General features: G+C 34.4%; 13 protein-coding genes. 3 read left to right on the top strand and 10 right to left on the bottom strand.

Annotation, left to right across the window (positions count from 1 at the left end; genetic code table 11):
• The 6 genes from OEW74_RS03085 to OEW74_RS03060 all read right to left on the bottom strand — a co-directional run.
• A partial coding sequence (locus OEW74_RS03085) for a hypothetical protein (protein WP_265427101.1) occupies window positions 1–180 on the bottom strand: 180 nt, incomplete at its 3' end.
• 99 nt (window positions 181–279) lie between these two features.
• A complete protein-coding gene (locus OEW74_RS03080) occupies window positions 280–849 on the bottom strand; it encodes a hypothetical protein (protein WP_265427100.1) in 570 nt (189 codons plus the stop codon).
• A complete protein-coding gene (locus OEW74_RS03075) occupies window positions 846–4,319 on the bottom strand; it encodes a DUF6443 domain-containing protein (protein WP_265427099.1) in 3,474 nt (1,157 codons plus the stop codon). Before OEW74_RS03075 ends, OEW74_RS03080 begins: the two co-directional genes overlap by 4 nt.
• Before the next feature lie 5 nt (window positions 4,320–4,324).
• Window positions 4,325–6,085 carry a hypothetical protein gene (locus OEW74_RS03070; RefSeq protein ID WP_265427098.1) on the bottom strand — a complete coding sequence of 587 codons (1,761 nt, stop codon included), beginning with the start codon at window positions 6,083–6,085 and terminating at the stop codon, window positions 4,325–4,327.
• Window positions 6,019–7,785, bottom strand: coding sequence for a hypothetical protein (locus tag OEW74_RS03065; RefSeq protein WP_265427097.1), 1,767 nt, complete (start codon window positions 7,783–7,785; stop codon window positions 6,019–6,021). Before OEW74_RS03065 ends, OEW74_RS03070 begins: the two co-directional genes overlap by 67 nt.
• Before the next feature lie 6 nt (window positions 7,786–7,791).
• Window positions 7,792–9,468: a T9SS type A sorting domain-containing protein gene (locus OEW74_RS03060; RefSeq protein WP_265427096.1), complete on the bottom strand. Its 1,677-nt coding sequence runs from the start codon at window positions 9,466–9,468 to the stop codon at window positions 7,792–7,794.
• Window positions 9,469–9,875: 407 nt separating this feature from the next.
• Here OEW74_RS03060 and OEW74_RS03055 point away from each other — a divergent pair, with 407 nt between their 5' ends.
• From OEW74_RS03055 to OEW74_RS03045, 3 genes are all read left to right on the top strand, one after another.
• Window positions 9,876–10,550 (top strand): hypothetical protein, encoded by a 675-nt coding sequence (locus OEW74_RS03055; RefSeq protein ID WP_265427095.1) that lies wholly within the window; start codon window positions 9,876–9,878, stop codon window positions 10,548–10,550.
• 889 nt (window positions 10,551–11,439) lie between these two features.
• Window positions 11,440–12,312, top strand: coding sequence for a succinate--CoA ligase subunit alpha (gene sucD, locus OEW74_RS03050; protein WP_265427094.1), 873 nt, complete (start codon window positions 11,440–11,442; stop codon window positions 12,310–12,312).
• Window positions 12,313–12,328: 16 nt separating this feature from the next.
• A complete protein-coding gene (locus OEW74_RS03045; protein ID WP_265427093.1) occupies window positions 12,329–13,006 on the top strand; it encodes a porin family protein in 678 nt (225 codons plus the stop codon).
• A 78-nt stretch (window positions 13,007–13,084) separates the two neighbouring features.
• Here OEW74_RS03045 and OEW74_RS03040 read toward each other — a convergent pair whose 3' ends face one another.
• The 4 genes from OEW74_RS03040 to OEW74_RS03025 all read right to left on the bottom strand — a co-directional run bounded on the left by OEW74_RS03040 (window position 13,085) and on the right by OEW74_RS03025 (window position 16,837).
• Window positions 13,085–13,984, bottom strand: a complete 900-nt coding sequence (locus OEW74_RS03040) for a hypothetical protein (protein ID WP_265427092.1) — start codon at window positions 13,982–13,984, stop codon at window positions 13,085–13,087.
• Window positions 13,985–14,070: 86 nt separating this feature from the next.
• Entirely contained in the window at window positions 14,071–14,607 is a 537-nt protein-coding gene (locus OEW74_RS03035; protein ID WP_265427091.1) for a helix-turn-helix domain-containing protein, read from the bottom strand.
• A gap of 3 nt (window positions 14,608–14,610) precedes the next feature.
• The gene (locus tag OEW74_RS03030) at window positions 14,611–15,921 is read right to left on the bottom strand and encodes an ABC transporter permease (protein ID WP_265427090.1); all 1,311 of its coding nucleotides are present in this window, start codon (window positions 15,919–15,921) and stop codon (window positions 14,611–14,613) included.
• A 4-nt stretch (window positions 15,922–15,925) separates the two neighbouring features.
• Complete coding sequence (locus OEW74_RS03025) at window positions 15,926–16,837, bottom strand: ABC transporter ATP-binding protein (RefSeq protein WP_265427089.1); 912 nt, start codon at window positions 16,835–16,837, stop codon at window positions 15,926–15,928.
• Window positions 16,838–16,848 lie beyond the last annotated feature (11 nt).

Below are 16,848 nucleotides of genomic sequence, written 5' to 3'. Positions count from 1 at the left end.
TCTTACATTTCCAAGATGATCCGTATAATTATAAAAATACCTGTTTCTTAAAGCATCAAAATAACCTTCTGAAGTTGGGATGATTCTTAATCTCATTTCATCATTCATCATGCTTCCTGATTCATCTTCCCATGCATTAGTAAACTTATACTGAAAGCCATCGAGGTAATCTGTTTCCAAACCATTAAAGAGCTTCTTTACTTTTATTCCGTCTGCACGGTAAACGTAATCTGTAACCTGAGCATTCTGAGTAATCTTCTTGGGTAAATTTAAAGTTATTTATTGGGAATATGGATAAGTTTTAACAAAGCTAAAGTTTATCCATTTTAAAGATTCTAAACCATTTGTATTAGTTTCTAATAATTTTTCACTAATTATAAATTTTTCATTTAAAAAGTAAACTTTACCTTGATAATTTATTTTTTCACCTTCTCTTTGGCTAATATTACATGAAAATAAATCTGCAGAAATAGGAGTAATAAAGACTTTAAATTTGATTGGTTTTTTATTTCTTCCTATTATCCATTGCTTTTCAAGATTTAAAACTTGTTTTCTGTTTTTATAAATTTTTTCTAAAAGATTATCTAATGAAGATATACTTTGATCTTCATTAAAGACAGATATTCCATTATATTTAGAGCAATCATCTACATTTTCTTTATTTATGTCCCAAAAATAAAGAGGAGCTGGTTTGGAATCTTTTTCAGATAAATCGATAATCCAAAAATATAAAGGATGCTCGTTAGGATAATTTTTATCAATTTTATCTATAGTAATTACAAAATAATTTTTTTGACCATAGCATAAAAATGTAAGTAAAAGCAATAAGATTTTAAATATTTTTTTCATTTTGCTGGATAAGATTCTTTAATAATTGTATCTATATTTTGTGTACTCAAACCATTGGGAGGATAATCCATTAAATCTCCAGATCTACTTCCTCCTTCTGGATGACTTAATCCGAAATTATGACCTAATTCATGAGAGAAATTCCCAATAGATGCATCTCGACTGTAAACTTCATAAATCATTGGTCCTAGAACTTGCGCACTGCCTGTAGCGGATGTTTTAGCAGTTGTCCAAATTGAAGCTGAGGCACGTACAGGTTTTCCTCCTTCTACTAAAGAAGATTCTATTCCATTTCTCCACGCAATAGTTGTTAATTTCGTACCATCTATCATACCTTTTTTAGCACTTGTATCATTGACTTCCATTCCTGATATGTTAATTTTAAAGGTAACATTTTCACCATCACTATTTTTATGATTTCCTGAATAGAAATTATCAGTGTCCTCTCTGGCAAAATTAATTCTAGCTTCGTTTTCAGATCTAATTCTTTCATTTTTTCTAACTATTTTGTCTCTTGCTTTGGTTTCTTTTTTAGATGCTGATGCAGATAAAATAGGAACATCCTGACTCTTTTGGGTTAAAACAACTAAATTTTTTTCTATAACATGAGATTTTTTACCATTTTGGTCAATCTGAGTATGATGTATTCCTTCAAGTCCTTCTAATTCTCTAAATGTAATAACTTTATTTTCGGCAAAGTTATAATGAGATTGAAAGCTATACTTTTCAGAAAGAGGATCTATATTAAAGAACCTTCCTACATCAGGCATGTAATTTCTCCACTTAAACGAGTAAAAGCCTGTCTCCTGTAATTCTTGTCCTTGGTACTTGTACTGATAAGCATTATCAAAACTATGAGTCTGTGCATTATGCATCAAACCAAAAGGATAATAATTCGTTACACCTTCAGCCTCACCTGTGATGATGTAATTATTACAAACCTGTCCATCGGGAGTATCATAACAATTGTTCACCACAATATCTCCTGTAACTTCACCATTTCCGTCTGCATCGCTGTAGCTTAATCTTACATTTCCAAGATGATCCGTATAATTATAAAAATACCTGTTTCTTAAAGCATCAAAATAACCTTCTGAAGTTGGGATGATTCTTAATCTCATTTCATCATTTATCATGCTTCCTGATTCATCTTCCCATGCATTAGTAAACTTATACTGAAAGCCATCGAGGTAATCTGTTTCCAAACCATTAAAGAGCTTCTTTACTTTTACTCCGTCTGCACGGTAAACGTAATCTGTAACCTGAGCATTCTGGGTAATCTTCTTGGGTAAATTTAGATAATTATATTGAATGGAAGAAATGTTTTTGTCCTGAAATGCAGTCATGTTTCCGTTCTCGTCATATCCTATATTGGTTGGGTTGGCTTTGTAAGGAAATCCCTGTGCAATGGTAACAGCGTCGGTTACTTTCTGCAGTCGGTTACTTGCATTGCCATTTTCATACTGATAGGTCAGATTATCGATCATTAAAGAAGTTGCTCCTATTCTCTGGGCAGTTCTTACCATGGTTTTAATGTTACCGTTCAGGTCATAGGTTGCTTTTTCGTAATATTCTCTCAATGAAGGGTTGGTAGAATTTTGGTAAAATCCTGCTGATAATCTGTTTAATTTATCATAAACATAACCGTATCTTTTCAGAGATTCATTGGGAGAAGCTCCCGTTTTCCAGTCTATTTCCGCAATGTTTCCGTTGAACTTCGGAACCACCTGCAACGGTGCTTCTGATGCATCAGGATTTGTAAGACCTTCCACCTGGTTGTATTTTATTTTATATCCAAAAAGGTCGCCCCCTAAGTCATTGGGATCATTGATGTGCGTCATCCATCCTCTGATGTTGTATTGGTAATCTATCGTCTGAAGACCGCTTCCTAAAACTGTTCCGCCCACTTTTTTAGTTTTCAGCTGAGAGAGTTCGTTGTATTCATTCTGAGCTAAAATTTCTTCGGCATTGTTGTCGATTTTATGCTTGTGGGTTTTGAGTCTGTTCTGATGGTCGTAAGTAAATGTTTCTGTAATCACTTTTTCGGGATCACTGCTCAGCCTTTTATGTTTTGTAATTACCTGTAAAGGCGTTCCCGAGAAATCGAGCAGAGATTCTGTTTGGGTGTATCCTCCAAGATGATTCACAGAATGAGAGGCGATAGCTCTTCCTTTTTGGTCGTACCAAGTGTAATTTTTCGTCCAGCTATCGTCTTCAATGTTTTTTACAAAAGAGGCTACAGGTAAACTTTTGGTATTGATGTTTTGGTTTGAATTGTCTGTAATGGCGGTATTTCCCGGAAGAGTGGGTGTAAAACCCGGTGTTCCGTTTGGATAAGTGTCGTAATAATTGACAGATAACACAGTTTCCATATATGGGAAATACGCATTAGAGTATTCTATTAACTGTCCGTTTTTGGTAAAACCGCCTGAGTTTCTTGCTTCTGTGATCACAAGATTACCAACCATATTCTGCATAGCTGCTCTATCTGTAGTTCCTGCAACAATTCCTGTAAGAATAGTTCTTCCGAATTGATCGTATTTAGAAAAAAGCCATTTCCCGGATGGTCGCATTACGGCATCCTGAGTGAATATTAATCGGTCTGCTTTATCATAGACCATATATTCCCAACCTTTCCCCGGCAGCTTTTTTTCCACCAAACGGTTTCTGCTGTCATATTTGTACTGATAGCAAAGGTTATTAAGGGTATTGCTGTCTACGGAATTGGCTGTCACTGCCAAAGGAGCAATCACGTAAGCAAGCTGTTCATAGTTATTGTATACATAATAAGTGTCAACTTTAGTGTTCTCATCAAGCATTTTTCTTACGAGTACGATTTGTCCCTTACCGTTTTTAAATTCAATGGTTTTATTGCCGTCTTCATCGGTTACCGTATTTTTATAAAGCTGACCGCTTGTGTACGAAGTCGATGAGATTGAAACAGAAGATTGAAATGTAGAATAATTGAAGGCAGCAACATATTTTTTTACCTCGCCATCTGCATTGGTGTTGTACTGCAATTTCACGGGTTTGTCTGTCCATGCATTTCCTACCTGTTTCTGCTCGAGTATTCTGTCTAATGGGGAAGGCTCAAAAATTTTTTCGGCATAGATTTTCTCTGCTCCGTAAATATTGGGCATAACAGCATTGGCTAAGGGGTTAGATACAATAGCACCGTTGGTAGTTGCTCCCTGTGGAACGGGAAGATAATCCAAGGGCTGTCTTCCGTATTGGTCATAAACAAAGTGAGAAACGACATCTCTTTCTAAAGGTGATGCTTTAATATTGACTATCTGTTTTGTTCTTCCTAAGCCATCAAGATACTGTACAGTTTCTGAAGTTTTAGGATTTGATTGTGTAGGATCTGTGATATATGTTTTGGTGTAAACGTAATTCTCTGTACTGGTAAGCTGGGCTTGAGAAAAGCCTGCAATGAAGATTGCGCCTATCGGAATGAATATTTTTTTCATGATTCTTAGTGTTTGTAGTTGTATTTGAATTCTTTAAGCAGTTTTCCGTTTACATCCTTTATTTCGATCAATCTGTTGGCATTGTCATATTTGTAAACTTCCCTGATTCCTGAAGGGGGTGTAATGGTGGTTACCCCAATCAGAGGATCATACGTGTAAGTAGAAACCTGTGCATTTTGGAATGCCGAATTCTTACGGAAAACATCTAAAAGATCAATCAATGCTCCTTCGTTCGCAGGATTGGCTGCGTCTGAAGCTGAAGCTGTGATGATACCCGAAGCTAATGCAGAGGCTGTAGAATAGGGTACACCTGTAATTTTTGCAATCGGCTGTGTAGCGTTATAACCCCAGATTATTGAAGTTACAATACCGTCTTTTGTCGTATACTGTTGCAGATTACCTTTAGAATCATACAGATCATAGGTAACTTCTGTTGAAGCAATATTTTGAAAATCAAATAACTTAACTGAAGTGGGGTATTTGTGAGAAGCATTATCATAAAGATTTTCGGTTTTAGAAACTGTTTCTCCCGGATCAGATGTATTTTTCTTCGTTATAATTGTGGTCTCTAATGGCATAGCTATCATATTGGCATTGATGAGTTTTGTATTTCCTTTCTCATGGGCATACTGATAGCTTGTTTCCTGTATAGTTCCGTCAGAAAATTCTGTTTTCTTTTTGGTAGGATAATCTCTGCTGTTATATTCGAAATTTGTTATTTCTTTTGCAGGCTGCTGATTGTCGAAATATTGTATAGATTCCTGTTTCACAAGATTCATTTTACCTACAATCTCTTTTTTCATAAATTGGTTGATAAAATTATAAGAATCTTTGGTCAGGGCAAGGCAATAGAGACGATAAGGATGATTCATCATAACTTGACCATCTACAACGATATTATTGTTATCATGGGCAAACTCATATTCTTCATAGTTTTTAAATACCGATCCGTAATAGAATTCATCAAAGGTAGACGTTGCATTAAACTTCAAACCAATACCCAATGGAACGGTTTGTGTAAGCTGCTCCGAATACTCAAATTTTTCTTCTGCTAAGGGAGCTGAGCTTCCTTCGGCGTACACTTTTTTATTCAGTATATTCCCTCTTCTGAAATCATAATTGTCTGCAGGAAGAAAAGTAGGACGGAAGGTTGGGAGTTCAGTATTGGGATAGTCTATAGGTGAAGTAAATTTATATACTGTTTTACCTTTTCCTATTTCTTTTTGTACCACATATTGGTAACCTACATCACCTCCCTTTGTTTTCTGTACGGCAAGAAAATTATTTTTGGATTGAGTTGAATTGATATAGCTACCACTATAACTTGATTGATAACTTCCGTCAGTATAAATAAATTTATAATTATAAGGGTCTTCATACTGATACATAGGTTTGGGGAATACCAATGCACCACTGCTTTTTTTATCGCTCTCCAGACTGTTATAGCTATAATCAGTCATTTTAACAGGAAGAATAATGTTTCCGCCGGTTGCATCATAATATTTTATTCTTTTAATCCTGATTCCACCTCCGGGTAGAAAACGATAGTCGTTAAGGTTTTTTATTTTATAGAACGAATTTACCCAAACATTGAATACTCCGGCGTTGCTTCCCATATAATTATCGAGCTTTAAATAATATTCACCGGCAGGAAGTACATTTGTTTCTAGCCCGGTACTGTAGGCATTGGCATCATTATTTAGTCCGGGGCCGGTTCCGGCAACGGTAACATAATTACTGCCTTTCTTAGTAGTGTAAGATACCATGAATAGTTACTCTGGTATAAAGCATCAAAATTAAAACTAAGGGAAGCTTTTACGGGATTGCTAATTGTAAAAGCTAATTTGTATCCTGAATTAAAATTGGTGAAATTTACATTGCTCGAAACAGGATCCCAATTCAATTCATTATCATCATAATTAGAAACTTCCACTGTTTCGGGTGAAAAAATTTCAGAATTTGGATGGTAGCTGTAAGAGTTAGATTCGTAGCTAAATTCAATTTTTCCTTTTGTAGGAAGTGTGATAGAACTTAGCTGTCCTGCACTTACACAATCATCCCTGTAAGAATAGTTAGAATCTTTACATTTTAAGTATTTCCACTCATCTTCCACCATTCCTGAGTAATACATATTATAGTTAAGAGTATATTCGGAAATAAACTGGTTATTTTTGTCATACTTTTTTACACTTTGTAAGGTAAGCCTGTCGCGATTCGTATAATTATGATCAAAAACATTACTTTCAATTAAATGATTGGAAGCATCAAACATTTTTATTTTTTGTAATCTTGGTAAATTACCAAGTAGAGAACCGTCATAGTTGGTATCCTGTCTTCCGTATTCGTATTCGAAAATAAGCTTTCCGCGATCTTTAATTTCTATTTCCTGTAGTTGCCTTGTTTCAGTAGTTATCGTACTGTTTATGATCTCTCTTTTCTTGGGAAGAGAAGTATTGGCAAATGATTTTATACCCCATGGGAAATCAAGAGCCCCCGAATAGTTTCGGTTAATCTCAGATACATTATTGATGCTTATTTCTTTTTTAGGGTAATAATTAAATTTTACAAATTCGGTATTTGAAGGGTCTTTTATTTTACTTAAATGATAACTGCTTGTGTATTGATTATTACTTGAATAATTAATATTATCTCCCTCAAAAATATTCGCAGAATATGAAAAAACACTCGTATTAGACAGTTCTTTTACATCAAAGGTGAAAATATTTCCATATTCGTCTGTGATGTCAAATGAGTTAATTGTATTGGTATTACTGGAATCCGTATTACAGACAATTTTTAGATTAGTGCGGTCTAGCTTTACCACTTCCAATACATTATTGCTGTTTTTCTTAACAATAAATCGCCCTGTATAGTTCATGAAGTTATATTGATACAAATCATAGCTTGTATCAAACCTATTGTGAAAATTTGCTTCATACAATAGCTTTCTGTAGTTATGGTTATCATATAACAGAGGATTACCGGATTCAAGAACTTCAATAAATTTTTTTGTGTGATTTCTGTTTATTGCAGGTAAATTAGCCGTTGTTTCATCCAGGTAGATTCCAAATTTATGTACTGCAGGATTACTTCCTGCCCCTGTTGATACTACAGTTTCTATATCGTCAGGAAGGTCTACAACAGTTCTAGAAATGGTTCCTCCTGCAAAAAGATTCCAGCCGATACCTGCTTCACCCGCTCTGTCTTCTGGTTTGAGACTTAGCGAATGATACTTTAAACTCAAATTCATATTAACATTGCTGAGTCCTGTAGGCATTGCAGCAATCGGAATCGAAATATCCGGAACTCCCGTGTAATGACTTACCGGAACTTCTTCAAACTTCATCAGGTTATTAACTGATGGAGCAGGTGGAATGATATTGGGTGCATAGTTTTTTGAATCCTGTGCTTTATAATTGGTTATAATTAATAAAGGAAAGATTGTAGTTAGAATTATTTTTCTCATTTGTTTTTATTTTTTAATCAATTTAGCATTCGCAGTTTTCTCATTATCCGTTTTCACTACAATCAGATAAGCGCCCTGAATAAGATTCTGCGTATTAATCTTAGTTACTTTATTCTTTGTTTTCAGACTTTGAAGCTGTCTTCCACCCATATCATAAAGTGTAATATCGGCTTCAGACTTCCCGTCACCCAGCTTCCAGCTTCCATCCTCAAACCCAATCTCAACATAAAAGTAATCAGACACCGGATTAGGATAAATCTTAATATTTTGTTTCTCGATTAACTGATCAATCTGAGAATCTCCCAATTTTACAATCTTCCAGTTCTCTTTTCCTAATTCTTCAGCGCTTGTCCCTGCCAAAACAATCGAACCATCCTTATTCATTTTCAGGTCAGAAAGCCGTTCCTCTTTCTTTCTCGATTCTCCTTTTACATGCTTTCTCCATTGTTCGTTTCCTTCATTATCGATATACATCATCCAAAATGTTTCATCATCTGCTTCAATTCTTCCTTCTACCTGAGTGTAACCACCCAACAAAATGCCTTTAGTTGATGGTTGATGGTTGTTGGTTGATGATTTTCCGGTGATTGTATTCATACTCATTAAAATATCCCGGTTTTTAAAATTGTAAGATTTCTGCCATTGTTCTTCTCCTTTCGTGTTTAAGGAGATCAACCAAACATCTGTTCCTTCTTCAATTCCAACCGTTTTATTTCCTGATTTCTCAGATCTCGATTCTCCGCCAATAATATATCCTGAAGAAGTAAAAACCATCGTTCTCAAATGATCATCACCTTTATCTCCGAAATTCTTTTCCCATTCTATTTTATTGTCTTTGCTAAGCTTGATTACCCAGTAATCACCCTCTCCGAAATTGGGGCTGGATTTGGAGTTTCGTGATACGGGATTCGAGTTTTCGTTACCGGAACCCGAACCATGAGACTCGGAACCCGAAACCCGAAACTCAGAACTCCTCGAATAAACTCCAAGCAACGCTCCTCCATCCGGAGTAGGAATCATCTTTTCCACTTCATCTAATCCTCTTCCGCCTAAAACTAATTCTGAAAGTACTTTTCCGTTTTTATCGAGTCTTGTTACCGTTACATCTTTCGAGCCGAATCCGTTGGCTGCATTCTGAACATTTCCTGCGACCATAAATCCGAAATCCGCAGTCTGAATCACCGATCTTGCTTCTTCATCCTGTGAGGTTCCCAAAGTTTTTTGCCAAAGCTCATCTCCAAATTCGTTGATTCTGATCAGCCAGATATCAGATCCTCCTTTAGAAGCATCTTTTTTGTCTAAACCTTTTCCTGAAAAAGAAGTTCCCGCCAGAAGAAATCCTCCTTCTTGGGTTGAAACCGTTGCCGATAAAAAGTCGTGGTTTTGTCCTGAGAAATATTTTTCCCAGACTTCTTCTCCTTGCTGATTCAATTTAACAAGATGAAAATCGTAACCGTTGTTTTGATTTCCTTTACCTTGAGATGGTAAACTTCCGGCACCAAGCTTCCCGCTTCCTGCTTGAATACTGCTACCTGTTACAAGATATTGTTGATCTACTGTTGTGGTGACTTGTGAAAGAAAATCCTGAGTAGAGGATTTAATATCCTTTTGCCATACCACATTCTGAGCAAATGATACAGCGGTTGTGCATACGAAAAATGCACTCGTGTAGAGCTTTTTCATGATTTGCGTTTTTAGTTAATATTTTTTGCTAATTTAACATATTTTAATACATATCACAAATGATTGATATAATTCTCATAAATAGGTCATTTGTGGTGTAAAGCTAAATGAATATTACGACAGAACTTGACGTGTTTTTATATTATCGAAAATTAAGTGAAACCAAAACGCAGTATTATGAAATGAAGAATCTTTTAAAATTTTTCGATTTCACCTAAGAGCTTTTTTGTTTACTTGCAGTCAATGATCAAAATGAAAACACTTTAAAATTAGTTTCTTAAATCCTATTTTATTAATTCTTTAGATAATATAATAAAAAGATGTTTTTTTTTATTATTAACGATAATAATATTTGCATATATTAAAATATTTTCTGCATTTGTTATTATTCTTAAAATAAAAACACAATGACGACAAAACAATCCAACAGGGTAAACATGGCCAAAATCCTTAAGCAGCTTTTTTCAGCAGAACAGACAAAATATGAAGGTAATAACCCTCTTGTCACAAGAATTTCAGAATTTAACTCTATTGTAGATAATCTCGAATCTTTAGCGACTGTTCAAAGTACAGATACCACTGCTAATACAAGTTTAAAAACAGATGCAAGATTATTAATGATTAATCTTACTGTGGCTTACGCCAATTCGGCAGCTGATTATTTTGATGATAAAAATAGCCCGTTGAGCAAACAGCTTACCACCAATAAAACTAAAATTAAAAATATGAGTGGAGTAGAGGCTAAAATTTACTGTAATAAGCTTTATACATTGGTGAATGATAATATAGGGAATCTTAACCCCGATTACGTTACTATTACAGAAGCAGAGCAGTGGCTTACTGCAATTAATAATTTTGATGCAAAAGCGTATGATGCCGGTTTAAGCAAAGACACTACAAAAAATGCGACCAAATTTCTGGAAGAGGAATTCAAAAAACTGAATGCATGCTTGAAAAAACTCGACAGGCTGATGAAAAAGTATGATATTCTGAATCCTTCATTTCACGGCAATTATAAAATTTCCCGTAAAATATCTGATCTTGGAACCCGTCACGATAATGAAATTCCATTACAGGGATAAAAGCTAAAAATGTCTGATTCTTTAATCGGGCATTTTTTATTGAAAGTGAATGCTATGTTTTTTTCAATCGTTGCTTTATTATTCTTCGATAAAAGAATAGTACGCCTGTATTTATTGTATTTTACTAAAGGAGGTATTTTGTACTCTCTAATTAACTGAACTTGGAATAAGAAATTGAAATTCTTTTTTTTTTTAACGCAAAGATTTTAATTATGAGCTTATTATCTTAAGTAAGCAAAGAATAGCGACAAAGTCTCTGATGAAGCCTGAATAAACGTACGCTTCATAAAATCAATTTATTGATTCATCTTTGCTCCATAAAATAAAATTTATAAAAATCAAACTTTGAGTTAAATACAAAAGTTCTATTAATGAGTATTTTACATTCGTTTCACAGACACTTCAATGCGAATCTTTTATTTCTGCGGAATGACAAAGCAGAAAGATGATTTTCCGAAGTAGTAAAATGGCTTTCCGAGGTGGTAAGATAGCATTCCGAAGTGTACAGATGGTTTTCCGTAGTAGTAAGATGGTATTCCGAAGCAGACAGATAGTATTTTTTGCTATCAGGATGATTTTCCGTAGTAGTAAGATGATTTTCCGAGATGGTAAGATGGTATTACGATACAGACAGATGATTTTCCGAGGTGGTAAGATGATATTCCTAAGCAGACAGAAGGCATTCCTTTAGAATCCTGTAAAGATTCAGAACCTCAGCTTCCTTGCAGTATATTTCCTCAGTTTCAGTAAGGTAATCAAAGACCGATAAATACAAATTTTGAATATTTTAACTCGTTGTATAAAGATTCGCAGTAAGGTTTTATTTGAAATCAAAGAAAAATAAGTAAATTTGTGAGCATTAAAATAAATAAATTTAAAAAACAATAAAATGTCAATTTTAGTAAACAAAGATTCTAAAGTAATTGTACAAGGATTTACAGGGAACGAAGGTACTTTCCACGCAGGTCAGATGATCGAATACGGAACAAACGTTGTAGGTGGTGTTACTCCAGGAAAAGGAGGAAGCGAGCACTTAGGAAAGCCGGTATTCAACACTGTTGCTGATGCTGTATCTAAAGCTGGAGCTAATGTAAGTATCATTTTCGTACCACCTGCATTTGCTGCAGATGCTATTATGGAAGCTGCTGAAGCGGGTATTAAAGTAATCGTTTGTATTACAGAAGGTATTCCTGTTGCAGATATGGTGAAAGTAAAAGCTTATATCGCAGACAAAGACTGCAGATTGATCGGACCAAACTGTCCTGGAATCATCACTTCTGAAGAAGCTAAAATTGGTATTATGCCAGGTTTCGTTTTCAAAAAAGGAAAAGTAGGAATCGTTTCTAAGTCAGGAACTCTTACTTATGAAGCTGCTGATCAGGTGGTAAGAGCGGGTTACGGTATTTCTACTGCAATCGGAATTGGTGGTGACCCAATTATCGGAACTACTACTAAAGAAGCTTTAGAATTATTCATCAACGATCCAGAAACTGAAGCGGTTGTAATGATCGGAGAAATCGGTGGTGGTCTTGAAGCTGAAGCTGCAAGATGGTACAAAGCAAGTGGTTCTACAAAACCGGTAGTAGGTTTCATCGCAGGACAAACTGCTCCTAAAGGAAGAACAATGGGACACGCTGGTGCAATCGTTGGTGGTGCAGAAGATACAGCTCAGGCAAAAATGGAAATCATGAGAGAAAACGGAATCAACGTTGTAGATTCTCCTGCTGATATCGGTGCTACTGTAGCAAAAATCTTAGGATAAATAAAAACAATATGATATGAAAAAAATTTTATTAACATCTGCATTGGCTTTTTCTTTTTTATCGTTCGCACAAATCGATTTAAGAAGTACAAGATTCGGTCTTACCGCAGGTGCAAACTATTCCAGAGTTAAAAATGCACACAATCCTTCAGGAGCAAGATTTGCTTTTCAGGGTGGGTTTTTAGCTTTAATTCCAATGGGTGGAGCAAATCAGTTCTATTTGCAACCCGAGGTTACGTATTACGGAGCCGGAGAGTCAGGAAAACATAAAGATTCGAAAGGAGCTGATGGTTATAACGCAATGTATGCCAATAACTATGTAAGTGTTCCTATCTACTTTAAGGGGTATTTTTCTGAAGCAGAATCAGAGTTTTTTGGATTAATTGGTCCTAGATTCAACTTCTTGCTTAGTCAGAATGTAAAAAATGCTCCTGCAGGACGACCTTATTATGATCCTGATGTAACTGTTCCCGAGTACCCAAAGATTAGCGGTAAAGCAAACAGCTTTAATTTTGCCATTGGCGCAGGAATAGGGTATAGCTACAAAAGACAGTTAGAATTAGCTTTAAAATATGATTTAGGACTTTCAAATACGTATCCTGATCTTGTTGAGGATTTTACCAAAGATCCCAATACGGCTAAAAAGAAATCTGAACAGGTTCTTAGTTTGACTTTGAGCTATATTTTTAAATAAAATTTTTTAAAATCAAAGCATAAAAAATCCCGGAGTTTACACTTCGGGATTTTTGTTTATAAAGTTGCCTGTAAAGTTTTAATTGATTGAAATTTTTTCTTCCTTGCAATCAATATATAAAGAATTGTTTAGGAAAATTTTATTTCCCAGCATTCCGGTCATTCCGGAAAATTTCATCAGCATATATTGGGATTGTGAAATTCCTTCAACGTAGGTAACTTCACTCAAAATAAGCTCTTTATTTTTAAACTTGATGGTCTGATTCGATTTTGCAGTATAGCTTGTAAGTATTCTTTCCCACGACTGAGCTTTTTCTACAACAGGTTTTGAATTTGGTGATTTTAATTTTTCCCAATTTTCTTTATTAGTCAAAAGTTCATATGCACTGGTTCCGGAATCATATAAGAATTGTTCTTGTTTTCCATTTAAAGTACCCGTGATAATTATTTTTCTCTTTTTGAATTTGAAATCCAACTTTGTATTGCTGAAACTTTTTGGCTCTTTTAATATATTAAAAACAACATAACCTTCTTTGAAATTAATCATGGTTTTATTTTGATCCAAAAGATCACTTCCAATTGTTCCGATAATTTTAAGGGAATCTTTATCGTTATTTTTGCCCACTGAAATTATTTTAAATCGATCCGAAGAAACGTCAGTATTTCCAATTTTAAATTGAGTTTTGATTTGGTTTTTATTTTTAAAAGCTTCTAATGAATTCTCATAAAATAGAGTGGTGGGAGATCCTGTATCAAATTGCATAAAATAAGTTACAGAATCATTTTGAAGATGAACTGGTAAAAGCAAGACATTTTTGTTTTCGCCGAGCCATTTTATATTGACTTTTCCACTTTCATTTTTTACGGTTAAATAATTTTCTTCGGGACTGAATTTTTGGTCGAAATAAAAATAAAAACCAAGGCAAAGAAGAGTTAAGATAAGTAAAAATGCTAAGACAATTTTCTTTAAAATTTTCATATATTATTTTTATGCAAGATTCCGTTTTAAAACTGAATTTTGCGATAAAAATGATACGACAATTTTACGTCAATTCATTTTTTATTTTACAAGAAATTGAATTTCAGTTTTATATGTAAATCTTTCTTTTTGTTCAAAGCGATTCCATTGATAATGATAGCAATTAATTTTAGGAATAAAAAAGTAATCAATACAATCAAGAAAACAGGAAATTTAATTGATAATTCTTTTTGAAGAAACGGGCTTGCAATTAAAAACAAAGACATTGTTACAGAAAGAATGATTTGAAGAGCAACAATATTTTTTCCGAGGAGTTTGTTGTAAACATCATGTGTTTTATAAGTAAGTATAAGTGGAAAAATTATTCCTCCAAACGGAATAATTAAACCAAAAAGGGCAGAACTGTTTATCAGTTTTGCCCTTTCTACATTATCATTTTCTTTTTCAATTAAATTTTCAGGTGTTGTATTTAAACTTTCAGCAAGTGCTTTCAGTGTAAAACCTTTAGGAATATTTCCTGCTTCAATTCTCTGGATGGTTCTTAACGAAAGACCAGCTTTTTCGGCGAGTTCCTTTTGAGTAAGTCTGTTTTCCTCCCTCAATAATTGAATTTTATTTTTCATCTTTTATCCTCTAATCCATTTCCAGATTTCCTTCAAAGTCGCCTTATTTCCATACATCAGAATTCCTACTCTGTAAATTTTTCCAGCAAGGAAAATCATAAAAAAAGTAGTCCCTGCTAATAAAGCAATCGACAAAGCAATCTGCCAAGCCGGAACTCCAAACGGAATTCTTGCAACCATCGCAACGGGTGAAGTAAACGGAATAATAGACATCCAGAAACCAACCGGTCCGTCAGGATTATTAAGTACAGAAATACTTCCATACATTCCTAAAGTAAGCGGAAGAATGGCAAATAAAGTAAATTGCTGAGTTTCTGTTTCGTTGTCAACCGCCGAACCAATCGCTGCATAAACAGAGCTGTAAAACATATATCCTAAAAGGAAAAATATAATGAATACAAAAATAATCAACGGGAAATTTAATTCTAATAAACTGTGAGAAACCTGTGTTGCTATTTGCGCAATATCTAGTTTGCTCATCAATTCTTCATTTCCTCCCGGAATATTTTTCTGAAGTGATGAAAAACCTGTGTTTAAAACCAAAGCTCCAACTACAGACATCATAATCCATACAATAAACTGCGTTAAAGCAACCATGGTTACACCCAAAATTTTCCCCATCATCAGCTCAAAAGGTTTTACAGAAGAAATGATGATTTCTACAACACGGTTGTTTTTCTCTTCTAAAACACTTCGCATTACACGAACTCCGTAAATGATAATAAACATAAATGTTACATACATCAAAACCATGCTTAGAGCGCTTTTTACACCAAATGCCAAATCTGAATCTTCTTTATTATCTTCAGAAACGTTAATGGTTTTTAAAGTAAAGCTTTTATCAAGATTGGCAAGTTGCGCTTCCTGAATTCCAAGTTGCTTTATTTTTTCTTTTTTGATAACATTGGTAATGTCTGAAATAATCTGTTGTTTGGTGTCGAAACCGATTTTAGTGTTAACAACCAATCGGGTGCTTTTCTCTAAATCATCCAAATTATTCCCTGATAAAGCCGGAAGTATTAAAATTCCGTCCAAAGTTTCATTGCCTTTTAGATTTTTAAGCTTAGATTGTTCTTCTGCAGAAGGAATAAATACATAGTTGATTTTTTCATCAGACTTCAGTTGCCCTTTAAAAAGCCCGCTGTTATCAACCACTTCAATCACATTGTGAGATTGGTTAGCTTTAAACATCATTCCTACAACCGCTCCAAAAGCAATAATCATAACCGGAGCCAACAATGTGAGTATAACGAAGGATTTTTTCTTAACCTGCGTAAGAAATTCCCTTTTTGTAATTAAAAAAATATTGTTCATAAAATTAAGAGTGATTGCTTACCGCATTGATAAATACTTCATTCATGCTCGGAATTCTTTCGTCGAAAGATCTTACTTTTCCTACATTAACCAGATCTAAAAGGATATTATTTTGATCTGCTTCGTTTTTCAAATCAAAAGAAACGAGGTTATTTTCATTACTGATGTTGAAAATTCCATATTTGTTTTTAAACTGATCAAATTGATAATCGTTGACTTCAGACAAGGTAACTCCAAAAATATTTTTCTTAAATTTTTCACGTACGTCAAAAACTCTTCCGTCGATTATTTTTTTAGAATTATTAATCAAAGCTACATAATCGCACATTTCTTCCACACTTTCCATTCTGTGAGTTGAAAGAATGATGGTCGTTCCGTTATTTTTAAGCTCGATAATCTGATCTTTAATTAAATTGGCGTTCACCGGATCAAAACCTGAAAACGGTTCATCCAAAATTAAAAGATGCGGTCTGTGAAGAACGGTTACAACGAACTGTATTTTCTGAGCCATCCCTTTTGAAAGTTCAGAGAGTTTTTTCTTCCACCATTGATCGATATTAAGCTTATCAAACCATTTTTTTGCTTCGTTCAGAGCATCATTTTTGGTCATTCCTTTCAGTTCCCCGAAGTAAAGAATCTGATCTCCAACGCTCATGTTTTTATAAAGACCACGTTCTTCAGGCATATAGCCAATATCTTTAATATGATTCGGATTCAGCTTTTCTCCGTTAATGAAAACGTTTCCTGAATCGGCTTGTGTAATCTGATTAATAATTCGGATGAATGAAGTTTTTCCTGCTCCGTTTGGTCCCAGAAGACCGTAAATACTTCCTTTCGGAACGTGTATGCTAAAATCGTCTAATGCAGTCTTTTTTCCGGCATTGTAGGTTTTAGTAATTTGTTCAGCTTTTAGCATTAAAATTGTTT

The organism is Chryseobacterium sp. YIM B08800 (genome assembly GCF_026163565.1).
Classification (GTDB): domain Bacteria; phylum Bacteroidota; class Bacteroidia; order Flavobacteriales; family Weeksellaceae; genus Chryseobacterium.
The sequence above is the reverse complement of the archived record's forward strand: the minus strand, read 5'-3'. Positions and strand labels throughout refer to the sequence as shown.

Coding starts and splice junctions, on each gene's coding strand:
- OEW74_RS03080 (WP_265427100.1), bottom strand. CDS start 849: ATGAAAAAAATATTTAAAATCTTATTGCTTTTACTTACATTTTTATGC.
- OEW74_RS03075 (WP_265427099.1), bottom strand. CDS start 4,319: ATGAAAAAAATATTCATTCCGATAGGCGCAATCTTCATTGCAGGCTTT.
- OEW74_RS03070 (WP_265427098.1), bottom strand. CDS start 6,085: ATGGTATCTTACACTACTAAGAAAGGCAGTAATTATGTTACCGTTGCC.
- OEW74_RS03065 (WP_265427097.1), bottom strand. CDS start 7,785: ATGAGAAAAATAATTCTAACTACAATCTTTCCTTTATTAATTATAACC.
- OEW74_RS03060 (WP_265427096.1), bottom strand. CDS start 9,468: ATGAAAAAGCTCTACACGAGTGCATTTTTCGTATGCACAACCGCTGTA.
- OEW74_RS03055 (WP_265427095.1), top strand. CDS start 9,876: ATGACGACAAAACAATCCAACAGGGTAAACATGGCCAAAATCCTTAAG.
- sucD (WP_265427094.1), top strand. CDS start 11,440: ATGTCAATTTTAGTAAACAAAGATTCTAAAGTAATTGTACAAGGATTT.
- OEW74_RS03045 (WP_265427093.1), top strand. CDS start 12,329: ATGAAAAAAATTTTATTAACATCTGCATTGGCTTTTTCTTTTTTATCG.
- OEW74_RS03040 (WP_265427092.1), bottom strand. CDS start 13,984: ATGAAAATTTTAAAGAAAATTGTCTTAGCATTTTTACTTATCTTAACT.
- OEW74_RS03035 (WP_265427091.1), bottom strand. CDS start 14,607: ATGAAAAATAAAATTCAATTATTGAGGGAGGAAAACAGACTTACTCAA.
- OEW74_RS03030 (WP_265427090.1), bottom strand. CDS start 15,921: ATGAACAATATTTTTTTAATTACAAAAAGGGAATTTCTTACGCAGGTT.
- OEW74_RS03025 (WP_265427089.1), bottom strand. CDS start 16,837: ATGCTAAAAGCTGAACAAATTACTAAAACCTACAATGCCGGAAAAAAG.